Below are 20377 nucleotides of genomic sequence, written 5' to 3'. Positions count from 1 at the left end.
CGAGCGGGCATGAATGATGCGGCGCGGGCGTTGGCGGGGCATGCGCGCAAGCCGTGTGCCGGCTGCCGTCCGTCCGATATCGGCGGGAACGTCCTGCTTGCGTGGCCGTAAGGCGTCTGTAACGCGTGCGTGCCGGTGCAGATCGGCGATGCGCCGCTGCGCCGCTGCGCGGGCGTTCGTCCGGCCACGACCGACGCTTGCACCGCATCGTATGAATTGGGATTCCTGATGAATCAGGCTGGCTCGTCGTGAAATACCGGCAAGACATGCTCGGCGATTTCCTCGATGACGTCGCGCACGGGTCGGTCCGATCCAGGGTTCAGCGTGACGTGGTGCGTCCCCGCCGCGCGCATCTCATGCAGGATGTCGACCAGCGCGCGCCGTCCGGTTGCATAGCCGAGCGGCAGCGCGGTGGCAGGCGTATCGGGATGCGCGGCGAGATCGAGCCGCATCGATACGCCGAATGCGCGAAATTCCGGCGACGCGAGCCGGTCGACCGCCGCGCGCCACATCGAATAGCGGGCACGCTGCGTATCCGGATCGCGGTGATACGTCATCCAGCCGATCGCATGCCGGGCGATCCAGTCGACGCTCTGTCCGCCCGAGCCGACCGCGAGCATCGGCACCGCGTCGCCGCCGCGCGGCAGCAGCGTGAATTCGGGCGCATCGGGCGGCGCGTGGTCGGGCAGCACGCGCGACGGCACGCCGAGCGCGGCCGCGACGACGTCCCAGTGCGCGCGATAGCGGTCGCGTCGGGTGTCCGCGTCGACGCCGAACGCCGCATATTCGGGCGGCCGGTCGCCCGAGCCGAGCCCGAGGATGAAGCGCCCGCTCGACAGCGTCGCGACCGACAGCGCGCCTTTCGCGATATGCAGCGGATGACGCAGCGGCAGCACGATCGCGCCGCTGGCGAGCGCGATCCGGCGGGTGCGCGACGCCAGCGCGCCGAGCAATACCCACGGGTCGAGGTGGCCGACCGGGTCGGGATAGTCGGCGCTGTTCAGCGGCACGTCGCGAATCCACAGCGCGCGAAAGCCGAGCGAATCGGCCAACGCCGCGAGTTCGAGCTGTTCGTTGAAGTCCGCGACGATGCGGCCGCTGCGAAGCAGCGGAAGCGTGAGGCCGATCGACAGCCGTCCGGCCGAGAACACACGATGCGCGATGTCGGGGCGGGCGGGAGTGGGGATGGTCATGGCGAATCCTTGGCGGCGAGGCAGCGGGAATGCGCGGCGTTCAGTGTTCGAATGCTAGCGTGTTTGCGCGATGCACGAGCGGGACGGCCAGGCCTCGCGCTACCCGACCCGCAGCGTCGCGCTGAGCGGCGCGAGCCGCGGGCGTGACGCCACGCACTGCGGCGCGCGGTCGTCGCGACCGCAGCGGCAGGCCGGCGTGCGGGAGCCGATATCGAACCGGTGCTTCGTATCGGACATGCGGCGCGTGCGGGGTGCAGCCGGCCGGTGGCGGGCGGCGGGAACGGGCGAGGCCGGCCGCTCGCGTCCGATCGCGACACCGGCCGCGCGGCGATCGTCAGGCGGCCGGCCGCTGCGCACAGCGACGACGCGACGATGCCGGCGGTGCGTTTCAGTTTCGAAACGTTCGCGCTTTCCGACGGGGTGCGATGCCTGCCCGCGGCCCGCGAGGCCTTGCGGCATGAAGCATGGTGCGCTCCTTGCATGGTTGTATGGGCCGTGAGTGCGATCGCGGGTGCAGTCGGCTCGGCAATCGCTTCAGTGGGTCGGACATATCGAAGACGGGGACAAGAGAATGAAAAAAGACCGAAACGCAACGTGTCGTGTTGCAAACATGAATCGCCGACCTGCCAGGGTATTCGCTTCGCCGTTGATTGCGGTGACGTGAGCGCGCGGCTTTACGTTCCATCCGAGTAATCGGGTTCGTTCCGAACGACGGCGTGCATGCGTGACGCACGAGTCCGACCGGTGCCGGTCGGCCGTCGCGGGCGAACCGCGTGCAGGCGGATGGCCCCGGCCCGGATCCCGGAATCGTCATGCCTTGGCGCAACGCACGTCGTCGCGCGGCGCATGCGTTTGCACGCCGCGCATTGCGCGGGCATGACGAGCGCACCGAGCGGGATCGGGTCGGGAAAGCCGGCGACGCGCCAACGTGCGCGACCGGGCGGAACACGCGGAGTCCAGGGGAGCGTCCGTCGATCGCGGCATGACGGACGTCGCAACATTGTGCTGTCAGTTGATCCACTACCCCGATGGATCAATTGTTGAAGCGCCCGTCGCCGAGCGGCGACGGGCGTCTTTTTGTCCGCGCCCGCGTGCCGTGGCGGCGGCCGGCCCGATCGCACGGCGTTCTGTATCATGTGCTGGCGTGCGTGGCGGCCCGTGCGGGCGCACGGCCTGCCGGCGCGACCGATCACGTTGCCAACATGAACGATAACGCCTTGCCCGATTCTTCCATCGACGACGCCGATCCGGCCGCGCTCGATGCGCTGCAGACGTTCGTCGAGCGTCATCCTCGCCTGCTCGTGCTGACCGGCGCGGGCATCAGCACCGATTCCGGCATTCCCGGTTACCGTGACCGCAATGGCCAATGGATGCGCTCGCCGCCGATTCAGCTTCACGAATTCCTCAGCTCCGACGCCGCGCGGCGCCGCTACTGGGCGCGCAGCATGATCGGCTGGCCGGTCGTCGGCCGCGCGCGGCCGAACGGGTCGCATGTCGCGCTGGCGCGGCTCGGCGGCGCGGGCCGGATCGAGCGCCTCGTCACGCAGAACGTCGACGGCCTGCATCAGCGCGCGGGCAGCGGCGACGTGATCGAACTGCACGGCGGCATCGACGGCGTGACCTGCCTCGACTGCGGCGCGCATCATGCGCGGGCCGCGATCCAGACCGTGCTCGAAGCCGACAATCCCGAGCTGCTGGGCGCGCAGGCCGAGCCGGCCGCGGACGGCGACGCGCACCTCGAATGGGCCGCGCTCGATACGTTCCGCATTCCGGCGTGCCCCGCGTGCGGCGGCCTGCTGAAGCCGGCGGTCGTGTTCTTCGGCGAGAACGTTCCGCGCGAGCGCGTGGCGCTGGCGTCGCAGGCGCTCGAGGCGGCCGACGCGTTGCTCGTCGTCGGTTCGTCGCTGATGGTGTATTCCGGCTACCGCTTCTGCGTGTGGGCGCAGGCGCAGCACAAGCCGGTCGCCGCACTCAATCTCGGCCGTACGCGCGCCGACCCGATGCTGACGCTGAAGGTCGAGGCGCGCTGCGCCCCCGCGCTCGACGCACTCGTGGCGCGGCTGGGGCTCGGGCGCAACGGCGACACGAAGGAGCATGCATCGTGACCGGCGCCGCTACTTCGCCCGATCCGTCCGCGCGGCTGTCGGCGCCGGCGGCCGAACGCAATCGCGGCCCGATCCTCGACGTGCTGCGCCGCGTGCTGCCCGCGAGCGGCAACGTGCTCGAAATCGCGAGCGGCACCGGGCAGCACGTCGTGCACTTCGCTCAGGAGCTGCCGGGCCTGCACTGGCAGCCGAGCGATCCCGATGCGCACGCGCGGCGTTCGATCGCCGCGTGGGTCGCGCATGCGGCCCTCGAGAACGTCGCCGGGCCGCTGGCGTTCGACGTGCGCGACACGCCGTGGCCGGTCGCGGCGCTCGACGCGATCGTCTGCATCAACATGATTCATATCTCGCCGTGGGCCTGCACCGACGCGCTGTTCGCGGGGGCGTCGCGCGTGCTGCGGCCGGGCGGCGTGCTGTTCCTGTACGGCCCGTACCGTCGCGAAGGCCGGCATACGGCGCCGTCGAACGAAGCCTTCGACCGGCAGTTGCGCAGCCGCGACCCATCGTGGGGCGTGCGCGATCTCGAGACCGTGGTCGCGCTCGGCCTCGATCGCGGGCTCGATTGCATCGAGGTCGTCGAGATGCCGGCGAACAACCTGAGCGTCGTGTTCCGGCGCCTGCCGCACGCGGAGCAATGACACGCAAGCGCGCAGCGCCGCCGGGTTTCCACTATCCTTTCGCCTGTGCGCGCGGCCCGGCTCGGGTCGCGCCCCGTTTTTTCCGGAGAATTGACTAATGGGCAAACAAGCAATCGGTGTGATCGGGCTCGCGGTGATGGGCCGCAATCTCGCACTCAATATCGAGAGCCGCGGTTACGCGGTGTCGGTGTACAACCGCAGCCGCGAGAAAACCGACGAACTGATCGCCGAATTCCCCGGCCGCAATCTGGTGCCGACCTATACGCTCGAGGAATTCGTCGCGTCGCTCGAAACGCCGCGCCGGATCCTGATGATGGTGAAGGCCGGGGAAGCGACCGATGCGACGATCGCATCGCTCAAGCCGCTGCTCGAGAAGGGCGACGTGCTGATCGACGGCGGCAACACGCACTTCACCGACACGATCCGCCGCAACCAGGAACTCGCGCAGTCGGGCCTGCATTTCATCGGCACCGGCGTGTCGGGCGGCGAAGAGGGCGCGCTGCGCGGCCCGTCGATCATGCCCGGCGGCCAGCGCGACGCGTACGATCTCGTCGAGCCGATCCTCAAGCAGATCGCCGCGAAGGCGCCGTCGGACGGCGAGCCGTGCGTCGCGTACATGGGCCCGGACGGGGCGGGCCACTACGTGAAGATGGTCCACAACGGCATCGAATACGGCGACATGCAGCTGATCGCCGAAAGCTACTCGGTGCTGAAGGACGTCGCGGGCCTGACCAACGACGAACTCGGCGCGGTGTACACCGAATGGAACCAGGGCGAGCTCGACAGCTACCTGATCGAAATTACGTCGAAGATCTTCGGCAAGAAGGACGAGGAGACCGGCAAGCATCTCGTCGACGTGATCCTCGATCGCGCCGCGCAGAAGGGCACCGGCAAGTGGACGAGCCAGAATGCGCTGGATCTCGGCGTGCCGCTGCCGCTCATCACGGAGTCGGTGTTCGCGCGCGTGCTGTCGTCGCTGAAGACCGAGCGCGTCGCGGCCAGCAAGATCCTGTCGGGCCCGGCCGCCGCGCCGTTCGACGGCGATCGTGCCGCGTTCGTCGAAGCGGTGCGCCGCGCGCTGTACCTGAGCAAGGTGATCTCGTACGCGCAGGGCTTCGCGCAACTGCGCACGGCGTCGGAAGAGTACGGCTGGAACCTCGATCTCGGGACGATCGCGAAGATCTTCCGCGCCGGCTGCATCATCCGCGCGCGCTTCCTGCAGAAGATCACCGACGCGTACGCGAAGGATCCGGCGCTCGCGAACCTGCTGCTCGACCCGTACTTCAAGGACATCGCCGCGAACTACCAGGCATCGCTGCGCGACGTCGTGGTGGCCGCGGTGAAGGCCGGCGTGCCGGTCCCGGCGTTCGCATCGGCGGTCGCGTACTTCGACAGCTACCGTTCGGAGCGGCTGCCGGCGAACCTTGTGCAGGCGCAGCGAGACTTCTTCGGCGCGCATACGTTCGAGCGCACCGACAAGCCGGGCAGCTTCCACGCGAACTGGTCGTAACCGGCTGGCGGCGGCCGCATTGTTGCGAAAATCTATTCTTTGAATAGGGTTTTTCTATCCCGGATGTCGACATTGTTGGCTCCGGGGAAACAGTGTTTTCGCTCTTTCATGGTTTTCCCTAGGTGCTGACGGGACTAAACTTTGTTCCATCGCTGCAGACATGGTGTGTGCGGCGGAGCAAAAAAATCCCGGAGGTAATCATGAAATCGCTGATCGCAACGTTCGCTGCTGCTGCTGTCCTCGCCGTTCCCGCCGTCTCGTTCGCCCAACAGAACGCGCCCGTCACCCGTGCACAGGTGAAGGCCGAGCTGGTCCAGCTGCAACAGGCCGGCTACAAGCTGGGCAGCGACCGGACCAACTACCCGGAAGGCATCCAGGCTGCCGAAGCCCGTGTGAACCCGCAACAGAACGTCGCTGCGGCCGACACGACCGGCTACGGTGCGCAACCGGCCGCCGGCCAGGAATCGGGCGCACCGGCTGCGGCCAAGACCGGCTGGCAAGTCAAGCGCATCTCGGACGGCGCACCGGTCTACAAGGGTCGTTAATGGTACGGCCGCGCTGGCGACCGGATCCGACCCCCTGTAGTACAACAGCCCGTCGTACCGCTAGTGCGGTACGACGGGCTGTTTTCATTGGCGGCGCGCGATGCGCCGCCGTTCAGTGCAGCGGGCGTCTGCCGCGCCCGATATCGCGAAACAGCGCTTCGGCCGGTTCCAGTACCTGCAGCCACGTTTCGTCGTAACCGCTCAGCGTATCGAGTGCGTCGCGCAGCCGTTCGATCGCGAGGACCGGCAACTCGACGCTGTGGCGCGTGGCGCCGGTCAGGTGCGTGACGCTCGCCAGCTGGACGAGCGCGTCGGCCGCTTCGGCGACGTCGGTCGCGAACAGCAGGTGCCGGTTGAGCAATTCGACCAGACCGCTGGAACCGGCGAAATCGTCGGCGTCGAGCTGCACGGAGAGAAACGTCGCGTTATTCATTGTCATGCTCCTCGTTGTCGTTGGATCGCGCTGCGCATCACCGAGTATAGGCGGCGATCGAAGCGGAGAATATGACGGGGCCGATACGGGCGGCGAGGGTGGCGGCACGCCGCAGGGAAATCTCCGAAGCCCCGGCCGGGCGGCCCGCCCGGCACGGCTCGCGGCCCGCCGGCGCGCCCGCGCGACGCCGCAAGATTGTTTCCGGATCCGCCAACTGTCGGAGCCTCGACCGCCACAAATGGTATCTTTGCCGATCGGGACGCGCGAAAAAGGGGCCGGTGAGCTCATTCGCGCCGACGTCCCGCTGTGGAAACTGACGGCCGCGACAGCGGTCGGATACTGGTTGATCCGGCCGTTCGGCCGGACATCGTGCGTTGCGTGCCGGGGGGCGGTGGGCGGCGCAACGACGGCAAATCCGGGAGGACCCTTGAGAGAAACTATTCCCATCCACGACGCGCTCACGCGCTGGCTGCCGCAGGCGGCGCTCGTTGCCGCGGCCATCGCGCTTGCGGGCTGCACGATGACGCCGTGGACCGACAGTTGGCAACCCACGCGTCAACCGGCGCCTACGTCGGCGGCGACGCCGGGCGTGATCGCCGGCTATTACCGCGTGAACCCGGGCGATACGCTGGCGGGCATCGCGAGCGCCTACGGGCAGCGCGTGCAGGACGTGGCCAGCTGGAACCACATGGCGCCCACCGACGCCGTGTCGCCGGGCCAGGTGCTGCGGGTCGCGCCGCCGCCGGCCGCGACCTCGTACGGACAGCCGCCCGCGGCGGCCGCCCAGCCGGGCTCGCTCGCATGGCCGGCCACGGGCGTCGTCGCGACACCGTTCTCGGCCGGCAAGACGCGCGGCGTCGTGATCGCCGCGTCCGGGCCCGACCATTCGGTGCGGGCCGCGGCAAACGGGCGCGTGGTGTACGCGGGCTCCGGCGTCAAGGCGTACGGTCCGCTCGTGATCCTGAAGCACGACAACGGGCTCATCACGGCCTACGGGCACAACGGCAAGCTGCTCGTCAACGAGGGCGACGCGGTGCGCCAGGGGCAGCCGGTCGCCGAAATGGGCACCGACGCGAGCGGTCGTTCGACGTTCGAGTTCGAGGTCCGTCAGAACGGCAAGGTCGTCGATCCGATGAACTTCCTGCCGCGCAACGGCGGCTGATCGTCGGCATCGCCACGTGTGCGCCGGGTGGCGCACACGTTCCCGCCCCCTTTCATCTTTTCCACCTTCATCCTTTCTCGAGCGTCGCGGCGCCGGACTGTCTCGCACGATTGCCGAGCCAGCAAATGCCCAATGCGAGCGCCGCCGCGCCGAACGCGATCAGCGAACACTGGATCGCGACGGGCAGGTAGCCGTGCGGCCGCGGATCGACGAACGGGTAGGGGTACCAGTTCTCCACCGCGCCGCGCACGAGCGTATAGCCGAGATAGACGACCGGAAAGCAGAGCCATGCGAATGCGCTGCGGCGCGGAATCGGCAAGCGCGGTTCGACATACAGCCAGTCGCACAGCATCACGAGCGGCACGATCCGGTGCAGTACCCAGTTGTTGAACGCCGGCGTGACGTGGCGCAGCGCATCGAGCCGCGCGAGCAGGAGCTCGTAGACGATCGCGGTGATCAGCACGTACAGCACCGCCGCGCCGCGCATCGATTCGTAGCGGGCCGAGCCGGGGCGTGCGATGCGCCATAGCCCCGCGGCCAGCATCGCGGCCGCGTAGAGGCTGCTCAGTTGCGTGAAGTAGCTGAGGTAGTTGCCGAGATGGAAGTTCGGCAGGCGCCAGTAGTCGGCGACGCTGTGCAGCGTGGTGGACACCGCGAGCAACGCGGCGATCAGCCGGTAGGCCGCAACGAAGAACGCTTTGCTCATGATGCCCGCGCGCCGTCGCACCAAAGCTTCATCGTGCCACAGCCGCCTGCGTGCGCGATGCGGATTTTCCATAGGGCGGCCCTGCGCGGCGCGCGTCGACGATACGTCGGATATTTGATCGCGTCGTGTAAAACCGGGCGCCCGTGCGGCTACAATCGCCACAGCATTGCCAGGCGTCGTCCGGTTGCAACTGGCGCCTTCCCCGAATACAAAACGAGACGAAGCATGAAAAACATCCTCGCGAAACAGACGCGCTACAGCTCGCCCGCGATCTTCTTCCACTGGGCCATCTTCGTGCTGGTCGCGCTGGCCTACCTGGCCATCGAGATTCGCGGACCGAAAGGCAGCGACAGCCGTGCGTTCTGGATGAACGTGCATCTGACGGCCGGTACGTTCGTCCTCGTGCTGTCGGTACTGCGCGTGCTGTGGCGAGTCGTCAGCCGCGTGCCGGAAGCGATTCCGCAGGCGGCGCTGTTGCGCTGGCTGTCGAAGCTCGCGCATGTCGCGCTCTACGTGTTCATCATCGCGCAGCCGCTGCTCGGCATCATGATGATCAACATGGGCGGCAAGCCGGTGTCGCTCGACTGGCTTAGCGTGTCGTTCACGCTGTTCGGCCCCGACAAGGCGCTGCGGCCGACGATCAAGGAAGCGCACGAGCTGATCGGCAACGCGTTCTATTTCGTGATCGGCCTGCATGCGCTGGCCGCGCTCTACCATCACTTCATCCGGCGCGACGACGTGCTGCGGCGCATGGCGCCCTGATCGTCCCGTTTCCGGCGCGCGAAGCACGCGGGGGCGCATGGTTGCGTTGACAACCATGCGCCCCCCGCTCGTTTACCGTCGCCCGCACTGTTCACCACGTCGAACATTCTGTAACATCTCGGCTGCCTTTACATTCCGCTTACTCGTCGCCGCGCATGCTGCACCGACATCGTCACCTGACTGCCTGGCTTGGCCTGCTCGCGATCTGGATCGCGATCGCGGCGCCGCTGGTGTCGCAGTGGCGTATCGCGCAAGCGGCGACGCCCGATGCGATCGTCTGCAGTACCGATCATGGTGCGCATCGTTCGTCCGATACGGGCGGCATGCACGGTCATGCGTTGCATCTCGACGCGTGCGGCTACTGCGGTTTCTTCGCGCATAGCCCGGCCATCGGCGCGCCTGCCGCCGCATCGGTCGACTCCATTCCCGTCGTTTCCGTTTCCGCTGCCGCATCGCCTGCCGTCGTGGCGCGCAGCGACCGCTATCCGCGCGCGTATCCGCGCGCACCGCCCGAGCGCGCCTGACGCGTTTCCCGCCGTTCCTACTTCCGCCGATATCCGTGCGGCCCGTCGAGGCCGCGTGGAGGGCGCCACTCGGGCTTTCGATCATGATCAATTTCCAGTTGCGTGCGCCGTGTGCGTCGCGCAATACCGGTGCGCGACCGCTGCCGCGCATGCTGAAACTTACCGTTCCCGCGCTGGCCGCCAGCGCGCTGGCCGCGAGCGCTACCGCGGCCGATACCCCGCATGCGGCCGGCGCGCCGGCGGACGCCGCCGCCGTGCTGTTGCCGCCCGTCGAAGTCGTCGCGTCGCCGCTGTCGACGCCGCTCGTCGTCGTCACGGATCCGAAGGCGCCGCGCCAGCCGCTGCCGGCGAGCGACGGCGCCGATTACCTGAAGACGATCCCCGGCTTCACGTCGATCCGCAGCGGCGGCACGAACGGCGACCCCGTGCTGCGCGGGATGTTCGGGTCGCGGCTGAACATCCTGGCGAACGGGATGCCGACGCTGGGCGCGTGCCCGAACCGGATGGACGCGCCGACGTCGTATATCGCGCCGGAAAGCTATGACAAGGTCACCGTCGTGAAGGGGCCGCAGACCGTGTTGTACGGTCCGGGCGCGTCGGCCGGCACCGTGCTGTTCGAGCGTGTGACGCCGCGTTTCGAGCGCCCCGGCATGCGCTTCGACGGCAGTCTCGTCGGCGGGTCGTTCGGCCGCAACGACCAGAACCTCGACCTGAGCGCCGGCACGCCGGACGTCTACGGCCGCGTGACCGCGAACCACGCGCATTCGCAGGACTACGAGGATGGCAACGGCAACACCGTGCCGTCGCAGTGGGACAAGTGGAACGCCGATGCGGCGCTCGGCTGGACCCCCGACGACCATACGCGCGTCGAGCTGACCGCCGGCACCGGCGACGGCTATGCGCGCTACGCGGGCCGCGGGATGGACGGCGCGCATTTCCGCCGCGAGACGTTCGGCCTGTCGTTCGACAAGCGGCATCTCGGCGACGTGCTCGACCGGATCGAGGCGCGCGTGTACTACAACGAAGCCGATCATGTGATGGACAACTACACGTTGCGGCAACCCGACCCGACGAGCAGCATGCCGATGCGGATGGCCGCGGACGTGCGACGCCGCACGGTCGGCGCACGGGCGGCCGCGACGTTCCGCTTCGGCGACGACTTCAAGCTCGTCACGGGCGTCGATGCGCAATCGAACCGGCTCGATTCGCGGTCGTCGATGGGGCAGCAGAACTACCGCGACCAGCCGTGGGATGCGCAGGCGACGATGTGGAACGCGGGCGTGTTCGGCGAGCTGACGTGGTATGCGAGCGACGTATCGCGCGTGATCGGCGGCGCGCGCGTCGACTATGCGAGCGCACGCGACAAGCGTGCGATGCAGCGCGGCATGATGACGAGCAAGCCGAACCCGACCTTCGACGACGATCGGACGAAAGTGCTGCCGAGCGGCTTCGTGCGCTACGAGCGCGATCTCGCGTCGCTGCCCGTCACGTGGTATGCGGGGATCGGCCACGCGGAGCGTTATCCGGACTACTGGGAACTGTTCTCGGCGACGCGCGGGCCGGCCGGCTCGGTCAACGCGTTCTCGGCGGTGCAGCCGGAGAAGACCACCCAGCTCGATATCGGCGCGCAATACAGGAGCGACCGGTTCGATGCATGGGTGGCGGCGTACGCGGGCTACGTACAGGACTTCATCCTGTTCAACTATGCGGCCGGCATGATGGGGCCGACCACGCAGGCAACCAACGTCAACGCGCAGATCATGGGCGGCGAAGCGGGCGTGTCGTGGCGGCCGGTCGCGCCGCTGCGCGTCGAGACGTCGCTTGCGTATGCGTGGGGGCGCAACGTGGCGAGCGGCGATCCGCTGCCGCAGATGCCGCCGCTCGAAGCGCGCATCGGGGTCGAATACACGCGCGGCGCATGGTCGGCGGGCGGCCTGTGGCGCATCGTTGCGCCGCAGCATCGCTACGCGCTGAACGAGGGTAACGTGGTCGGCAAGGACTTCGGCCCGAGCGCCGGATTCGGCGTGCTGTCGCTGCATGCGCAGTACAACGTCAGCAAGACCGTGCAGATCTCGGTGGGCGTCGACAACGTGCTCGACAAGGCCTACACCGAGCATCTGAACCTCGCCGGCAACGCGGGCTTCGGCTATCCGGCGAACGCGCCGGTGATGGAGCCGGGGCGGACCGCGTGGGTGCGCGTGAGCGCGAAGCTGTAGCGCGCATCGCGCATGTGCGTCGCAGCATGCGCATGCATGAACGCCGCACCGCCCGAACGGGCGGTGCGCGTCAACCGATTAGAGAACCGTATCTAGTCGGGGCGCAAACGTTCGCGAGTCGTGCTTCACTCCCGCAGTCGACACACACGGTGCGCGCGATGCGGCATGCGTGTCGATCCGGTGTCATTCGCACCGGCAGCACAATAATCAGGAGAACATGCATGGCCAGATCGATGCGTTCCAGGGTAATGGCAGGGGCAGTGGCATGCGCGATGAGCGTCGCGCCGTTCGCGGGGACGGCCGCGCTGACGACGCTCGCGACGACGCGCACGGCGATGGCGGCAAGCGCGCCCGTCGACGACTATGCGACGACGCGCTATCCGATCATTCTCGTGCACGGGCTGACCGGCACCGACAAGTATGCGGGCGTACTCGAGTACTGGTACGGCATCCAGGAAGACCTGCAGCAGCATGGCGCGACCGTCTACGTCGCGAACCTGTCGGGCTTCCAGAGCGACGACGGCCCGAACGGGCGCGGCGAACAGTTGCTGGCTTACGTGAAGACGGTGCTCGCCGCGACCGGCGCGACCAAGGTCAATCTCGTCGGTCACAGCCAGGGCGGGTTGACGTCGCGCTATGTCGCGGCCGTCGCACCCGATCTCGTCGCGTCGGTGACGACGATCGGCACGCCGCATCGCGGCTCCGAGTTCGCCGACTTCGTGCAGGGCGTGCTCGCGTACGATCCGACCGGATTGTCGTCGACGGTGATCGCCGCATTCGTCAATGTATTCGGCATCCTGACGAGCAGCAGCCACAACACGAACCAGGACGCGCTCGCGTCGTTGAAGACGCTGACCACCGCGCAGGCCGCCACCTACAACCAGAACTATCCGAGCGCGGGCCTCGGCGCGCCCGGAAGCTGCCAGACCGGCGCGTCGACGGAAACCGTCGGCGGCAACACGCATCTGCTGTATTCGTGGGCCGGCACGGCGATCCAGCCGACGCTTTCCGTGCTCGGCGTGACGGGGGCGACGGACACGAGCACCGTTCCGGTCGTCGATCCGGCGAACGCGCTCGACCTGTCGACGTTGGCGCTGTATGGCACGGGCACGGTGATGATCAACCGCGGCTCGGGCCAGAACGACGGGCTCGTGTCGAAGTGCAGCGCACTGTACGGCAAGGTGCTGAGCACGAGCTACAAGTGGAACCATCTCGACGAGATCAACCAGTTGCTGGGCGTGCGCGGCGCGTATGCGGAAGATCCGGTCGCCGTGATCCGCACGCATGCGAACCGGTTGAAGCTCGCGGGCGTGTGATCGATGGCGGAACGTGAAGGGCGCGCGCCGCTGACGCGGCGCGTGGCGATCTACGGTGTCGCGGGGCTGGCGGCGATCGCCGGCGTCGCGATGTGGAGCGGTGCGGGATCGCATCGCGGCACGGGCGTCGCGAGCGACACGCCGGATACAGCCGCGGTGGGCGGCGTGGCGGCTGCCGCGCCGCAGCCCGCCGTGCCGGCGAGTGCGGGCCTGCCGCCGTCGCTCGCCGGTTCCAGCGCACCACGGTTGCCGCTCGATGCGGGCGGGCATCTCGCGAAGTCGCGCGCGGTGCGCGATTTCTTCGACTATTGCCTGAGTGCGCAGAGCGACCTGAGCGCGGCCGCGCTCGATGCGTTGGTCGTACGCGAGATCGCCGCGCAGCTCGACGGCACGGTCGCGCAGGCCGAGGCGCTCGACGTATGGCACCGGTATCGCGCGTATCTCGATGCGCTCGCGACGTTGCGCGATGCCGGAGCGGTCGACAAGTCGGACCTGGGCGCGCTGCAGGTCGCACTGGATCAGCGCGCGTCGATCGCGTACCGCACGCTCGGCGACTGGAGCCAGCCGTTCTTCGGCGCGGAGCAGTGGCGGCAGCGCTACGACCTGGCGCGATTGAAGATCGTTCAGGATCGCTCACTGACGGATGCGCAGAAGGCCGAGCGACTCGCGGCGCTCGAACAGCAGATGCCGGCCGACGAACGCGACGCGCAGCAGCGGGTGGATCGGCAGCGCGCCGCGATCGACCGGATCGCGCAATTGCAGAAGAGCGGCGCGACGCCCGATGCGATGCGCGCGCAACTGACGCAGACGCTCGGCCCCGAGGCGGCGGCACGCGTCGCGCAGATGCAGCAGGACGATGCGTCGTGGCAGAGCCGTTACGCGGATTATGCGGCGCAGCGTGCGCAGATCGAATCGGCCGGCCTGTCGCCGCGGGATCGCGACGCGCAGATTGCCGCGCTGCGGCAGCGCGTGTTCACGAAGCCCGGCGAAGCCGTGCGCGCGGCATCGCTCGATCGTGGAGCGGGCAGCGCGCATTGACGAATCGGGTGCCGCCGTATGCGGCGGGCTTCATGCCGCGCGCGTGATGTCCCGCGGCAGATGGTGCTCGATGGTATCGGCGAGCGTGTCGAACGCGGGGCGGATGCCTTCGTGCGCGACGCATGCATAGCCGAGCAGCAGGCCCTGCCGCGCGGTGTCGAGGTTGCTGTAGTAGCTGGTGAGCGGGCGCACGATCACGCCCGCGTCGAATGCGCTCTGCGTGACCGCGCGATCGTCGCACGCGCCGGGCAGGCCGAGCACCAGATGCAGGCCGGCCTCGTCGCCCATCACCGGCAGCGCGTCGCCGAAGCGCGCGCGGATCGCGTCGATCATCAGTTGCCGGCGCTCGCCGTACAGCGTGCGCATTCGTCTGACGTGCGAAGTGAGATGGCCGTCCATGATGAATTCGGCGAGCACGGCCTGCTGCATCAACTGGCCTTCGCGATACAGCTCCGACAGCCCGGTGCGGAAGGTGTCGACCAGATGCTCGGGCACGACCATGTAGCCCATCCGCAGCCCCGGGAACAGCATCTTGCCGAGACTGCCGACGTAGATCACGCGGCCGCCGTCGTCGAGCCCCTGCAGCGACGCGAGCGGGCGGCTGCCGTAGCGGAATTCGCTGTCGTAGTCGTCCTCGATGATCCAGCAGCGGTGCTGGCGCGCATATTCGAGCAGCATGCGGCGCCGCGCGAGACTCATCACCATCCCGAGCGGGTACTGATGCGACGGCGTGACGAGCACGAGCCGCGGCGGATGCTGCATGTCGCTCGCGCGCGGGTCGAGCCCTTCCTGGTCGACCGGCACCGGCGCGAGCGCGAGGCCGGCCGCCTGCAGCACGCTGCGCACGCCCCAGTAGCAGGGCTCCTCGACCCACGCGCGATCGCCGATGTCGGACAGCAGCCGCACCGCGAGATCGATCGATTGATGGATGCCCGTCGTGATGATCACCTGGTCCGGCGAGCATTTGACCGAGCGCGCGACGCGCAGGTAATCGGCGAGCGCGCGCCGCAGCGGCCGGTAGCCGCCGCCCGGCGCATAGGTCAGCAACTCCGGATTGGCTTCCTTCCACAGCCGCGCCTGCAGGCGGCTCCACGTGCGGCTCGGGAATTCCGACACGTCCGGCACGCCCGGCATGAACGCTCCCCACTGGCGCCGCGAGACGCCCGCATGCTCGATCAACCGCCGCCCCCGCATCGACAGGCTGCCCTGCGCGTCGGGCGGCGGCGGTTCGTCCGCGACCGAAGGCGGCGCGGCGCCCGGCACCCGGATCGCGGCGGCGTCCGGCCGCGTGTCGGCCACGTAGGTGCCGCTGCCGGTCGTCGTCAGCACGTAGCCTTCGGCCGTCAGCTGGTCGTACACGTGCAGGACCGTATTGCGCGCGATCGACAGGTCGCCCGCGAGCGTGCGCGAACTCGGCAGCTTTGTTCCTGGCCCCAATTCTCCGGTCAGGATGGCCTGCTGCATCAGTTGCAGCAGTTGCCGGTACATCGGTTCGGGCGAGCTGCGGTCGATGCGGGCGGAGAGCCAGTCGGCGACGATCACGGTATCCAAAGTGGTCCTACTTGGAATATTGAAATGGTTCCCTATTGTAGAACCGTGCGCACCGTATAGTGACTCGCATCTCAAAATCAATTGTCGCGGAGCCAGGGGGACAGCACGATGAAGTCCGATGATGTGATCGTCAGTTTTCGCGGCGTGCGGAAGACCTACGACGGCGAGGCGCTCGTCGTCAAATCGCTCGACCTCGACATCCGCCGCGGGGAATTCCTGACGCTGCTCGGGCCGTCCGGCTCGGGCAAGACGACCTGCCTGATGATGCTCGCCGGCTTCGAATTCCCGACCGGCGGGGAGATCCGCCTCGACGGCGAGCTGCTGAACAACGTGCCGCCGCACAAGCGCAACATCGGCATGGTGTTCCAGAACTACGCGCTGTTTCCGCACCTGACGGTCGAGCAGAACGTCGCGTATCCGCTGACGGTGCGCAAGCTGCCCGCCGCCGAGCGCGCGGAGCGCGTCGCGCATGCGCTGAGGATGGTGCAGATGGAGCGCTTCGCGAAACGCTATCCGGCGCAACTGTCGGGCGGCCAGCAGCAGCGCATCGCGCTGGCGCGCGCGCTCGTGTTCGAGCCGAAGCTGGTGCTGATGGACGAGCCGCTCGGCGCGCTCGACAAGCAGTTGCGCGAACACATGCAGTACGAACTGAAGGCGCTGCACGAAAAGCTCGGCGTGACCTTCGTGTACGTGACGCACGACCAGGGCGAGGCGCTGACGATGTCCGATCGCGTCGCCGTGTTCGACAAGGGCATCGTGCAGCAGCTCGACACCGTCGACCGCCTGTACGAATCGCCGTGCAACGAATTCGTCGCGAACTTCATCGGCGACAGCAACCGGCTGCGCGGCACCATCGCGCGCGTCGACGGCGAATTCTGCGAATTCCGGCTCGACGACGGCACGAAGATCGTCGGCCGCCATATCGGCGAAGCCGCCGAGGGCGCATCGGCCGTCGCGTGCATCCGCCCCGAGCGCATGAGCCTCGCGGCGCACGGCGCGAACGGCGCGAACGGCGCGAACGGCGCGAACGGCGCGAACGGCACCGCCAATTGCGTGAGCGGCGAGGCGCGCAGCCTCATCTATTTCGGCGATCACGTGCGCATGCGCTGCGTGCTGCCGGGGCAGGACGAATGCTTCGTGAAGGTGCCGCTCGGCACCGGCGCGCTCGACGCGTTCTCGCCCGGCGCGCCCGTCTCGCTTGCGTTCTCGCCCGAACATTTGCGCGTATTCGCGTGAGCATGGCTAACCCGGTTTTCCGCAGCACGTCGTCAACAACAAAGCCCACTTCCACCACGAGAGGAGAGGAACCATCATGAAACGAGCAAGCTTCACCGCGCGCCGCACGGCGCTTGCGCTGGCACTGGTCGCGTTCGGCGCATCGGCCACGGCTGCCGAGCTCACGGTCGTCAACTTCGGCGGCGCGAACGGCGACGCGCAGAAGGTCGCGTTCAACCAGCCGTTCGAGAAGGCCACCGGCAACAAGGTCACGGCCGTCGAATACAACGGCGAGCAGGCGAAGGTGAAGGCGATGGTCGAGGCGAAGCACGTCAACTGGGACGTGGTCGAAGTCGAATCGGGCGACCTGAACCGCGGCTGCGACGAAGGGCTGTACGAGAAGCTCGACTGGTCGAAGATCGCGAAGAAATCCGACCTGATCCCGGAATCGCCGCAGGTGTGCGGCGTCGGCTTCTTCGTGTGGTCGACGGCGCTGTCGTACAACGCCGACAAGCTGAAATCGGCGCCGACCGGCTGGGCCGATTTCTGGAACGTGAAGAAATTCCCCGGCAAGCGCGGGATGCGCAAGGGCGCGCGCTACAACCTCGAATTCGCGCTGATGGCCGACGGCGTCGCGACGAAGGACGTCTACAAGGTGCTCGGCACGAAGGCCGGCCAGGATCGCGCGTTCAAGAAGCTCGACGAGCTGAAGCCGTACATCCAGTGGTGGGAAGCGGGTGCGCAGCCGCCGCAGTTCCTCGTCGCCGGCGACGTCGTGATGTCGACCGCGTACAACGGCCGCATCGACGCCGCGCAGAAGGAAGGCAAGAACCTGAAGGTCGTGTGGAACGGCAGCATCTACGACCTCGACTACTGGGCGATTCCGAAGGGCTCGCCGAACAAGGCGCTCGCCGAGCAGTACATCGCGTACACGCTGACGCCGAAGCCGCAGCAGGCGTATGCGCAGCACATCGCGTACGGCCCGGCGAACATCGCGGCGATCAAGTCGCTCGACGCGAAGACGCTCGCGAACCTGCCGAACTCGCCGGCCAACGGCAAGAACGCGGTGCTGGAGGACATCGGCTTCTGGACCGACCACAGCGACGAGCTCGAACAGCGCTTCGCCGCGTGGGCAACGAAGTAACCGGTCGGGCATCCTCACGGATGTCGTGATGCAACCGGCCGCGCGACGCGTCGATCGCGTCGCGCGGCATTCCGCCGGAGCGTGCCCGGCCGGAGAGAACCGTTGAATACGATGACGATTGCGCCTTCCTCGCCGTCGACCGCCGCACTCAAGCGCGAGCTGAAGGCTGCCGAGGCCCGCAAGCGCACGATGGCGCTGCTGCTGGTGGCGCCGCTCGCGATTTTCCTGCTGCTGATTTTCGTCGTGCCGATCGGCACGCTGCTCACGCGCGCGGTGCAGAACCCGGAGATCGCGACCGCGTTGCCGAACACGGTCGCCGCGCTGTCGGGCTGGGACCGCAAGACGCCGCCGGCGGACGCCGCGTATGTCGCGCTCGCGGCCGACATGACGAAGGTGGCCGACAGCGAGGCGATGGGTGCGCTCGCACGACGGCTGAACACCGAGATTCCCGGCTATCGCTCGCTCGTCGCGAAGACGGCGCGTGCGATGCCGCTGAAGGGCGACGGCGACGCGGTGCTGACGCCCGCGCAGACGCGCGCGAAGTTCGTCGACCTCGATGCGCGCTGGGGCGAACTCGCGTACTGGCAGGCGATCGCGAAGAACGGCAGCCAGGTGTCGCCGTTCTACCTGCTCGCGGCGCTCGACCACAAGCAAGACGGTTTCGGTCACATCGTGCAGGCCGATCCCGACCAGTCGATCTACCTCGCGATCTTCGGGCGCACGTTCGTGATCGGCATCGCCGTCACGCTGTTCGCGCTGCTGCTCGGCTATCCGCTCGCATACTGGATCTCGACGCTGTCGGAGCGGCGCGCGAACCTCGCGATGATCCTCGTGCTGATTCCGTTCTGGACCTCGGTGCTCGTGCGCGTCGCCGCATGGATCGTGCTGCTGCAGAGCGAGGGGCTCGTCAACAAGGCGCTGCTCGGCAGCGGGCTGATCTCGCATCCGCTGACGTTGCTGTTCAACCGCGTCGGCGTGTACATCTCGATGACGCACATCCTGCTGCCGTTCATGATCCTGCCGCTCTACAGCGTGATGAAGTCGATTCCGCCGACCTACCAGCGCGCGGCCGTATCGCTCGGCAGCCATCCGTTCGCCGCGTTCTGGCGCGTGTACGTGCCGCAGACCTATCCGGGCGTCGGCGCGGGCGCGCTGCTCGTGTTCATCCTTGCAATCGGCTACTACATCACGCCCGCGCTGCTCGGCGGGCCGAACGACCAGATGGTCAGCTACTACGTCGCGTATTTCACGAACGTGACGATCAACTGGGGCATGGCGTGTGCGCTCGGCGGGCTGCTGCTGGCGGCGACGCTCGTGCTGTACGCGGTGTACGGGCGCTTCACGCGCACCAACGTGAGCCTCGGCTGAGCGCCGGGCACAGGGAAACGGGAAGGGGATGCCCACCATGAAACTCGCCAGGCCGCTGTTCGCGCCGCACATGTCGTTCGTCGAGCGCGCGTGGTACGTCGCGTTGCGCGTGCTCGTCGTGCTGACGCTGCTGTACCTGATCCTGCCGGTGCTCGCGATCGTGCCGCTGTCGTTCTCGTCGAGCACGTTCCTCGTCTATCCGATTCCGGGTTTCTCCACGCGCTGGTACGAGAACCTGATCGCATCGGACGAGTGGCGGATGGCCGCGAAGAACAGCTTCATCGTCGCGCCGTCGGCGACCGTCGTCGCGACCGTGCTCGGCACGCTCGCGGCCATCGGCCTGACGAAGGCCGACTTCCGCGGCAAGGGGCTGCTGATGGCCGTGCTGCTGTCGCCGATGATCGTGCCGGTCGTCGTGGTCGGCGTCGGCATGTACCTGTTCTTCGCGCCGCTCGGCCTCGCGAATACCTACACGGGGCTGATCGCCGCGCACGCGGCGCTCGGCGTGCCGTTCGTCGTGACGACGGTGGCCGCGACGCTGCAGGGCTTCAACCAGAACCTCGTGCGCGCGAGCCTGTCGCTCGGCGCGAATCCGGTCACGACGTTCTTCCGCGTGACGCTGCCGGTGATCGCGCCGGGCGTGATGTCGGGCGCGCTGTTCGCATTCGCGACGTCGTTCGACGAAGTCGTCGTCACGCTGTTCCTCGCGGGCGCGGACCAGACGACGCTGCCGCGCCAGATGTTCACGGGCATCCGCGAGAACATCAGCCCGACGATCGCCGCGCTCGCGACGATCCTGATCGTCTTCTCGACGAGCCTGCTGCTGGCGCTCGAATGGCTGCGCGGACGCAATGCGCGGCGCGCGGTGTCGTAAATAGCGGCGCCGGCCGCACCGTTCGGCGGGCCGCGAGGCTACCGGTCGTTGCATCTTCAACGATGCCGCGCGCCCGA

Annotated in this window: 18 protein-coding genes; 14 read left to right on the top strand and 4 right to left on the bottom strand. The window is 68.0% G+C overall.

The features are described 5' to 3' along the window. Positions 1-233: 233 nt before the first annotated feature. Positions 234-1193, bottom strand: a complete 960-nt coding sequence (locus WT53_RS22800; RefSeq protein ID WP_034205211.1) for an LLM class oxidoreductase — start codon at positions 1191-1193, stop codon at positions 234-236. Positions 1194-2395: 1202 nt separating this feature from the next. Between WT53_RS22800 and WT53_RS22790 the strand changes: the two genes are divergently transcribed. The 4 genes from WT53_RS22790 (at position 2396) to WT53_RS22775 (ending at position 5991) form a co-directional block, all read left to right on the top strand. Next, positions 2396-3298 (top strand): NAD-dependent protein deacetylase, encoded by a 903-nt coding sequence (locus WT53_RS22790; protein ID WP_034205209.1) that lies wholly within the window; start codon positions 2396-2398, stop codon positions 3296-3298. After that, positions 3295-3936 (top strand): DUF938 domain-containing protein, encoded by a 642-nt coding sequence (locus tag WT53_RS22785; protein ID WP_034205208.1) that lies wholly within the window; start codon positions 3295-3297, stop codon positions 3934-3936. Before WT53_RS22790 ends, WT53_RS22785 begins: the two co-directional genes overlap by 4 nt. 97 nt (positions 3937-4033) lie before the next feature. Beyond that, positions 4034-5446: an NADP-dependent phosphogluconate dehydrogenase gene (gene gndA, locus WT53_RS22780; protein WP_021160879.1), complete on the top strand. Its 1413-nt coding sequence runs from the start codon at positions 4034-4036 to the stop codon at positions 5444-5446. A 200-nt stretch (positions 5447-5646) separates the two neighbouring features. Continuing rightward, positions 5647-5991 carry a DUF4148 domain-containing protein gene (locus WT53_RS22775; protein ID WP_034205207.1) on the top strand — a complete coding sequence of 115 codons (345 nt, stop codon included), beginning with the start codon at positions 5647-5649 and terminating at the stop codon, positions 5989-5991. Between the two features lie 112 nt (positions 5992-6103). On the opposite strand, the gene WT53_RS22770 is transcribed toward WT53_RS22775, so the two are convergent. Then, on the bottom strand, positions 6104-6424 hold the full coding sequence (locus tag WT53_RS22770) for a hypothetical protein (protein WP_011694691.1): 321 nt from the start codon (positions 6422-6424) through the stop codon (positions 6104-6106). Between the two features lie 427 nt (positions 6425-6851). Between WT53_RS22770 and WT53_RS22765 the strand changes: the two genes are divergently transcribed. Further along, a complete protein-coding gene (locus tag WT53_RS22765) occupies positions 6852-7586 on the top strand; it encodes a peptidoglycan DD-metalloendopeptidase family protein (protein ID WP_034205206.1) in 735 nt (244 codons plus the stop codon). Between the two features lie 67 nt (positions 7587-7653). On the opposite strand, the gene WT53_RS22760 is transcribed toward WT53_RS22765, so the two are convergent. Beyond that, positions 7654-8292 (bottom strand): Pr6Pr family membrane protein, encoded by a 639-nt coding sequence (locus WT53_RS22760; RefSeq protein WP_034206229.1) that lies wholly within the window; start codon positions 8290-8292, stop codon positions 7654-7656. A 225-nt stretch (positions 8293-8517) separates the two neighbouring features. On the opposite strand from WT53_RS22760, the gene WT53_RS22755 reads away from it, so the two are divergent. From WT53_RS22755 to WT53_RS22735, 5 genes are all read left to right on the top strand, one after another. After that, on the top strand, positions 8518-9054 hold the full coding sequence (locus WT53_RS22755) for a cytochrome b (protein WP_034205205.1): 537 nt from the start codon (positions 8518-8520) through the stop codon (positions 9052-9054). 155 nt (positions 9055-9209) lie between these two features. Continuing rightward, positions 9210-9578 carry a DUF2946 domain-containing protein gene (locus tag WT53_RS22750; RefSeq protein WP_034205204.1) on the top strand — a complete coding sequence of 123 codons (369 nt, stop codon included), beginning with the start codon at positions 9210-9212 and terminating at the stop codon, positions 9576-9578. 83 nt (positions 9579-9661) lie between these two features. Next, positions 9662-11794, top strand: coding sequence for a TonB-dependent copper receptor (locus tag WT53_RS22745; RefSeq protein WP_060261652.1), 2133 nt, complete (start codon positions 9662-9664; stop codon positions 11792-11794). A gap of 221 nt (positions 11795-12015) precedes the next feature. Beyond that, entirely contained in the window at positions 12016-13110 is a 1095-nt protein-coding gene (locus WT53_RS22740; protein ID WP_060261649.1) for a triacylglycerol lipase, read from the top strand. Between the two features lie 3 nt (positions 13111-13113). Further along, on the top strand, positions 13114-14148 hold the full coding sequence (locus tag WT53_RS22735; protein ID WP_060261646.1) for a lipase secretion chaperone: 1035 nt from the start codon (positions 13114-13116) through the stop codon (positions 14146-14148). Positions 14149-14178: 30 nt separating this feature from the next. Here the strand turns inward: WT53_RS22735 and WT53_RS22730 are convergent, their stop codons facing one another. Continuing rightward, on the bottom strand, positions 14179-15699 hold the full coding sequence (locus WT53_RS22730) for a PLP-dependent aminotransferase family protein (RefSeq protein ID WP_060261641.1): 1521 nt from the start codon (positions 15697-15699) through the stop codon (positions 14179-14181). 108 nt (positions 15700-15807) lie between these two features. On the opposite strand from WT53_RS22730, the gene WT53_RS22725 reads away from it, so the two are divergent. From WT53_RS22725 to WT53_RS22710, 4 genes are all read left to right on the top strand, one after another. Continuing rightward, positions 15808-16935 carry an ABC transporter ATP-binding protein gene (locus WT53_RS22725; RefSeq protein ID WP_060261639.1) on the top strand — a complete coding sequence of 376 codons (1128 nt, stop codon included), beginning with the start codon at positions 15808-15810 and terminating at the stop codon, positions 16933-16935. Positions 16936-17011: 76 nt separating this feature from the next. Continuing rightward, positions 17012-18058, top strand: coding sequence for an ABC transporter substrate-binding protein (locus tag WT53_RS22720; protein ID WP_059784016.1), 1047 nt, complete (start codon positions 17012-17014; stop codon positions 18056-18058). 111 nt (positions 18059-18169) lie between these two features. Further along, on the top strand, positions 18170-19426 hold the full coding sequence (locus tag WT53_RS22715) for an ABC transporter permease (RefSeq protein WP_060262129.1): 1257 nt from the start codon (positions 18170-18172) through the stop codon (positions 19424-19426). 37 nt (positions 19427-19463) lie between these two features. Continuing rightward, positions 19464-20300: an ABC transporter permease gene (locus WT53_RS22710; protein ID WP_027782591.1), complete on the top strand. Its 837-nt coding sequence runs from the start codon at positions 19464-19466 to the stop codon at positions 20298-20300. The last annotated feature ends 77 nt before the right edge of the window (positions 20301-20377 follow it).

The sequence above is a fragment of the Burkholderia sp. MSMB2157WGS genome, from assembly GCF_001532755.1.
Taxonomy (GTDB): domain Bacteria; phylum Pseudomonadota; class Gammaproteobacteria; order Burkholderiales; family Burkholderiaceae; genus Burkholderia.
The sequence above is the reverse complement of the archived record's forward strand: the minus strand, read 5'-3'. Positions and strand labels throughout refer to the sequence as shown.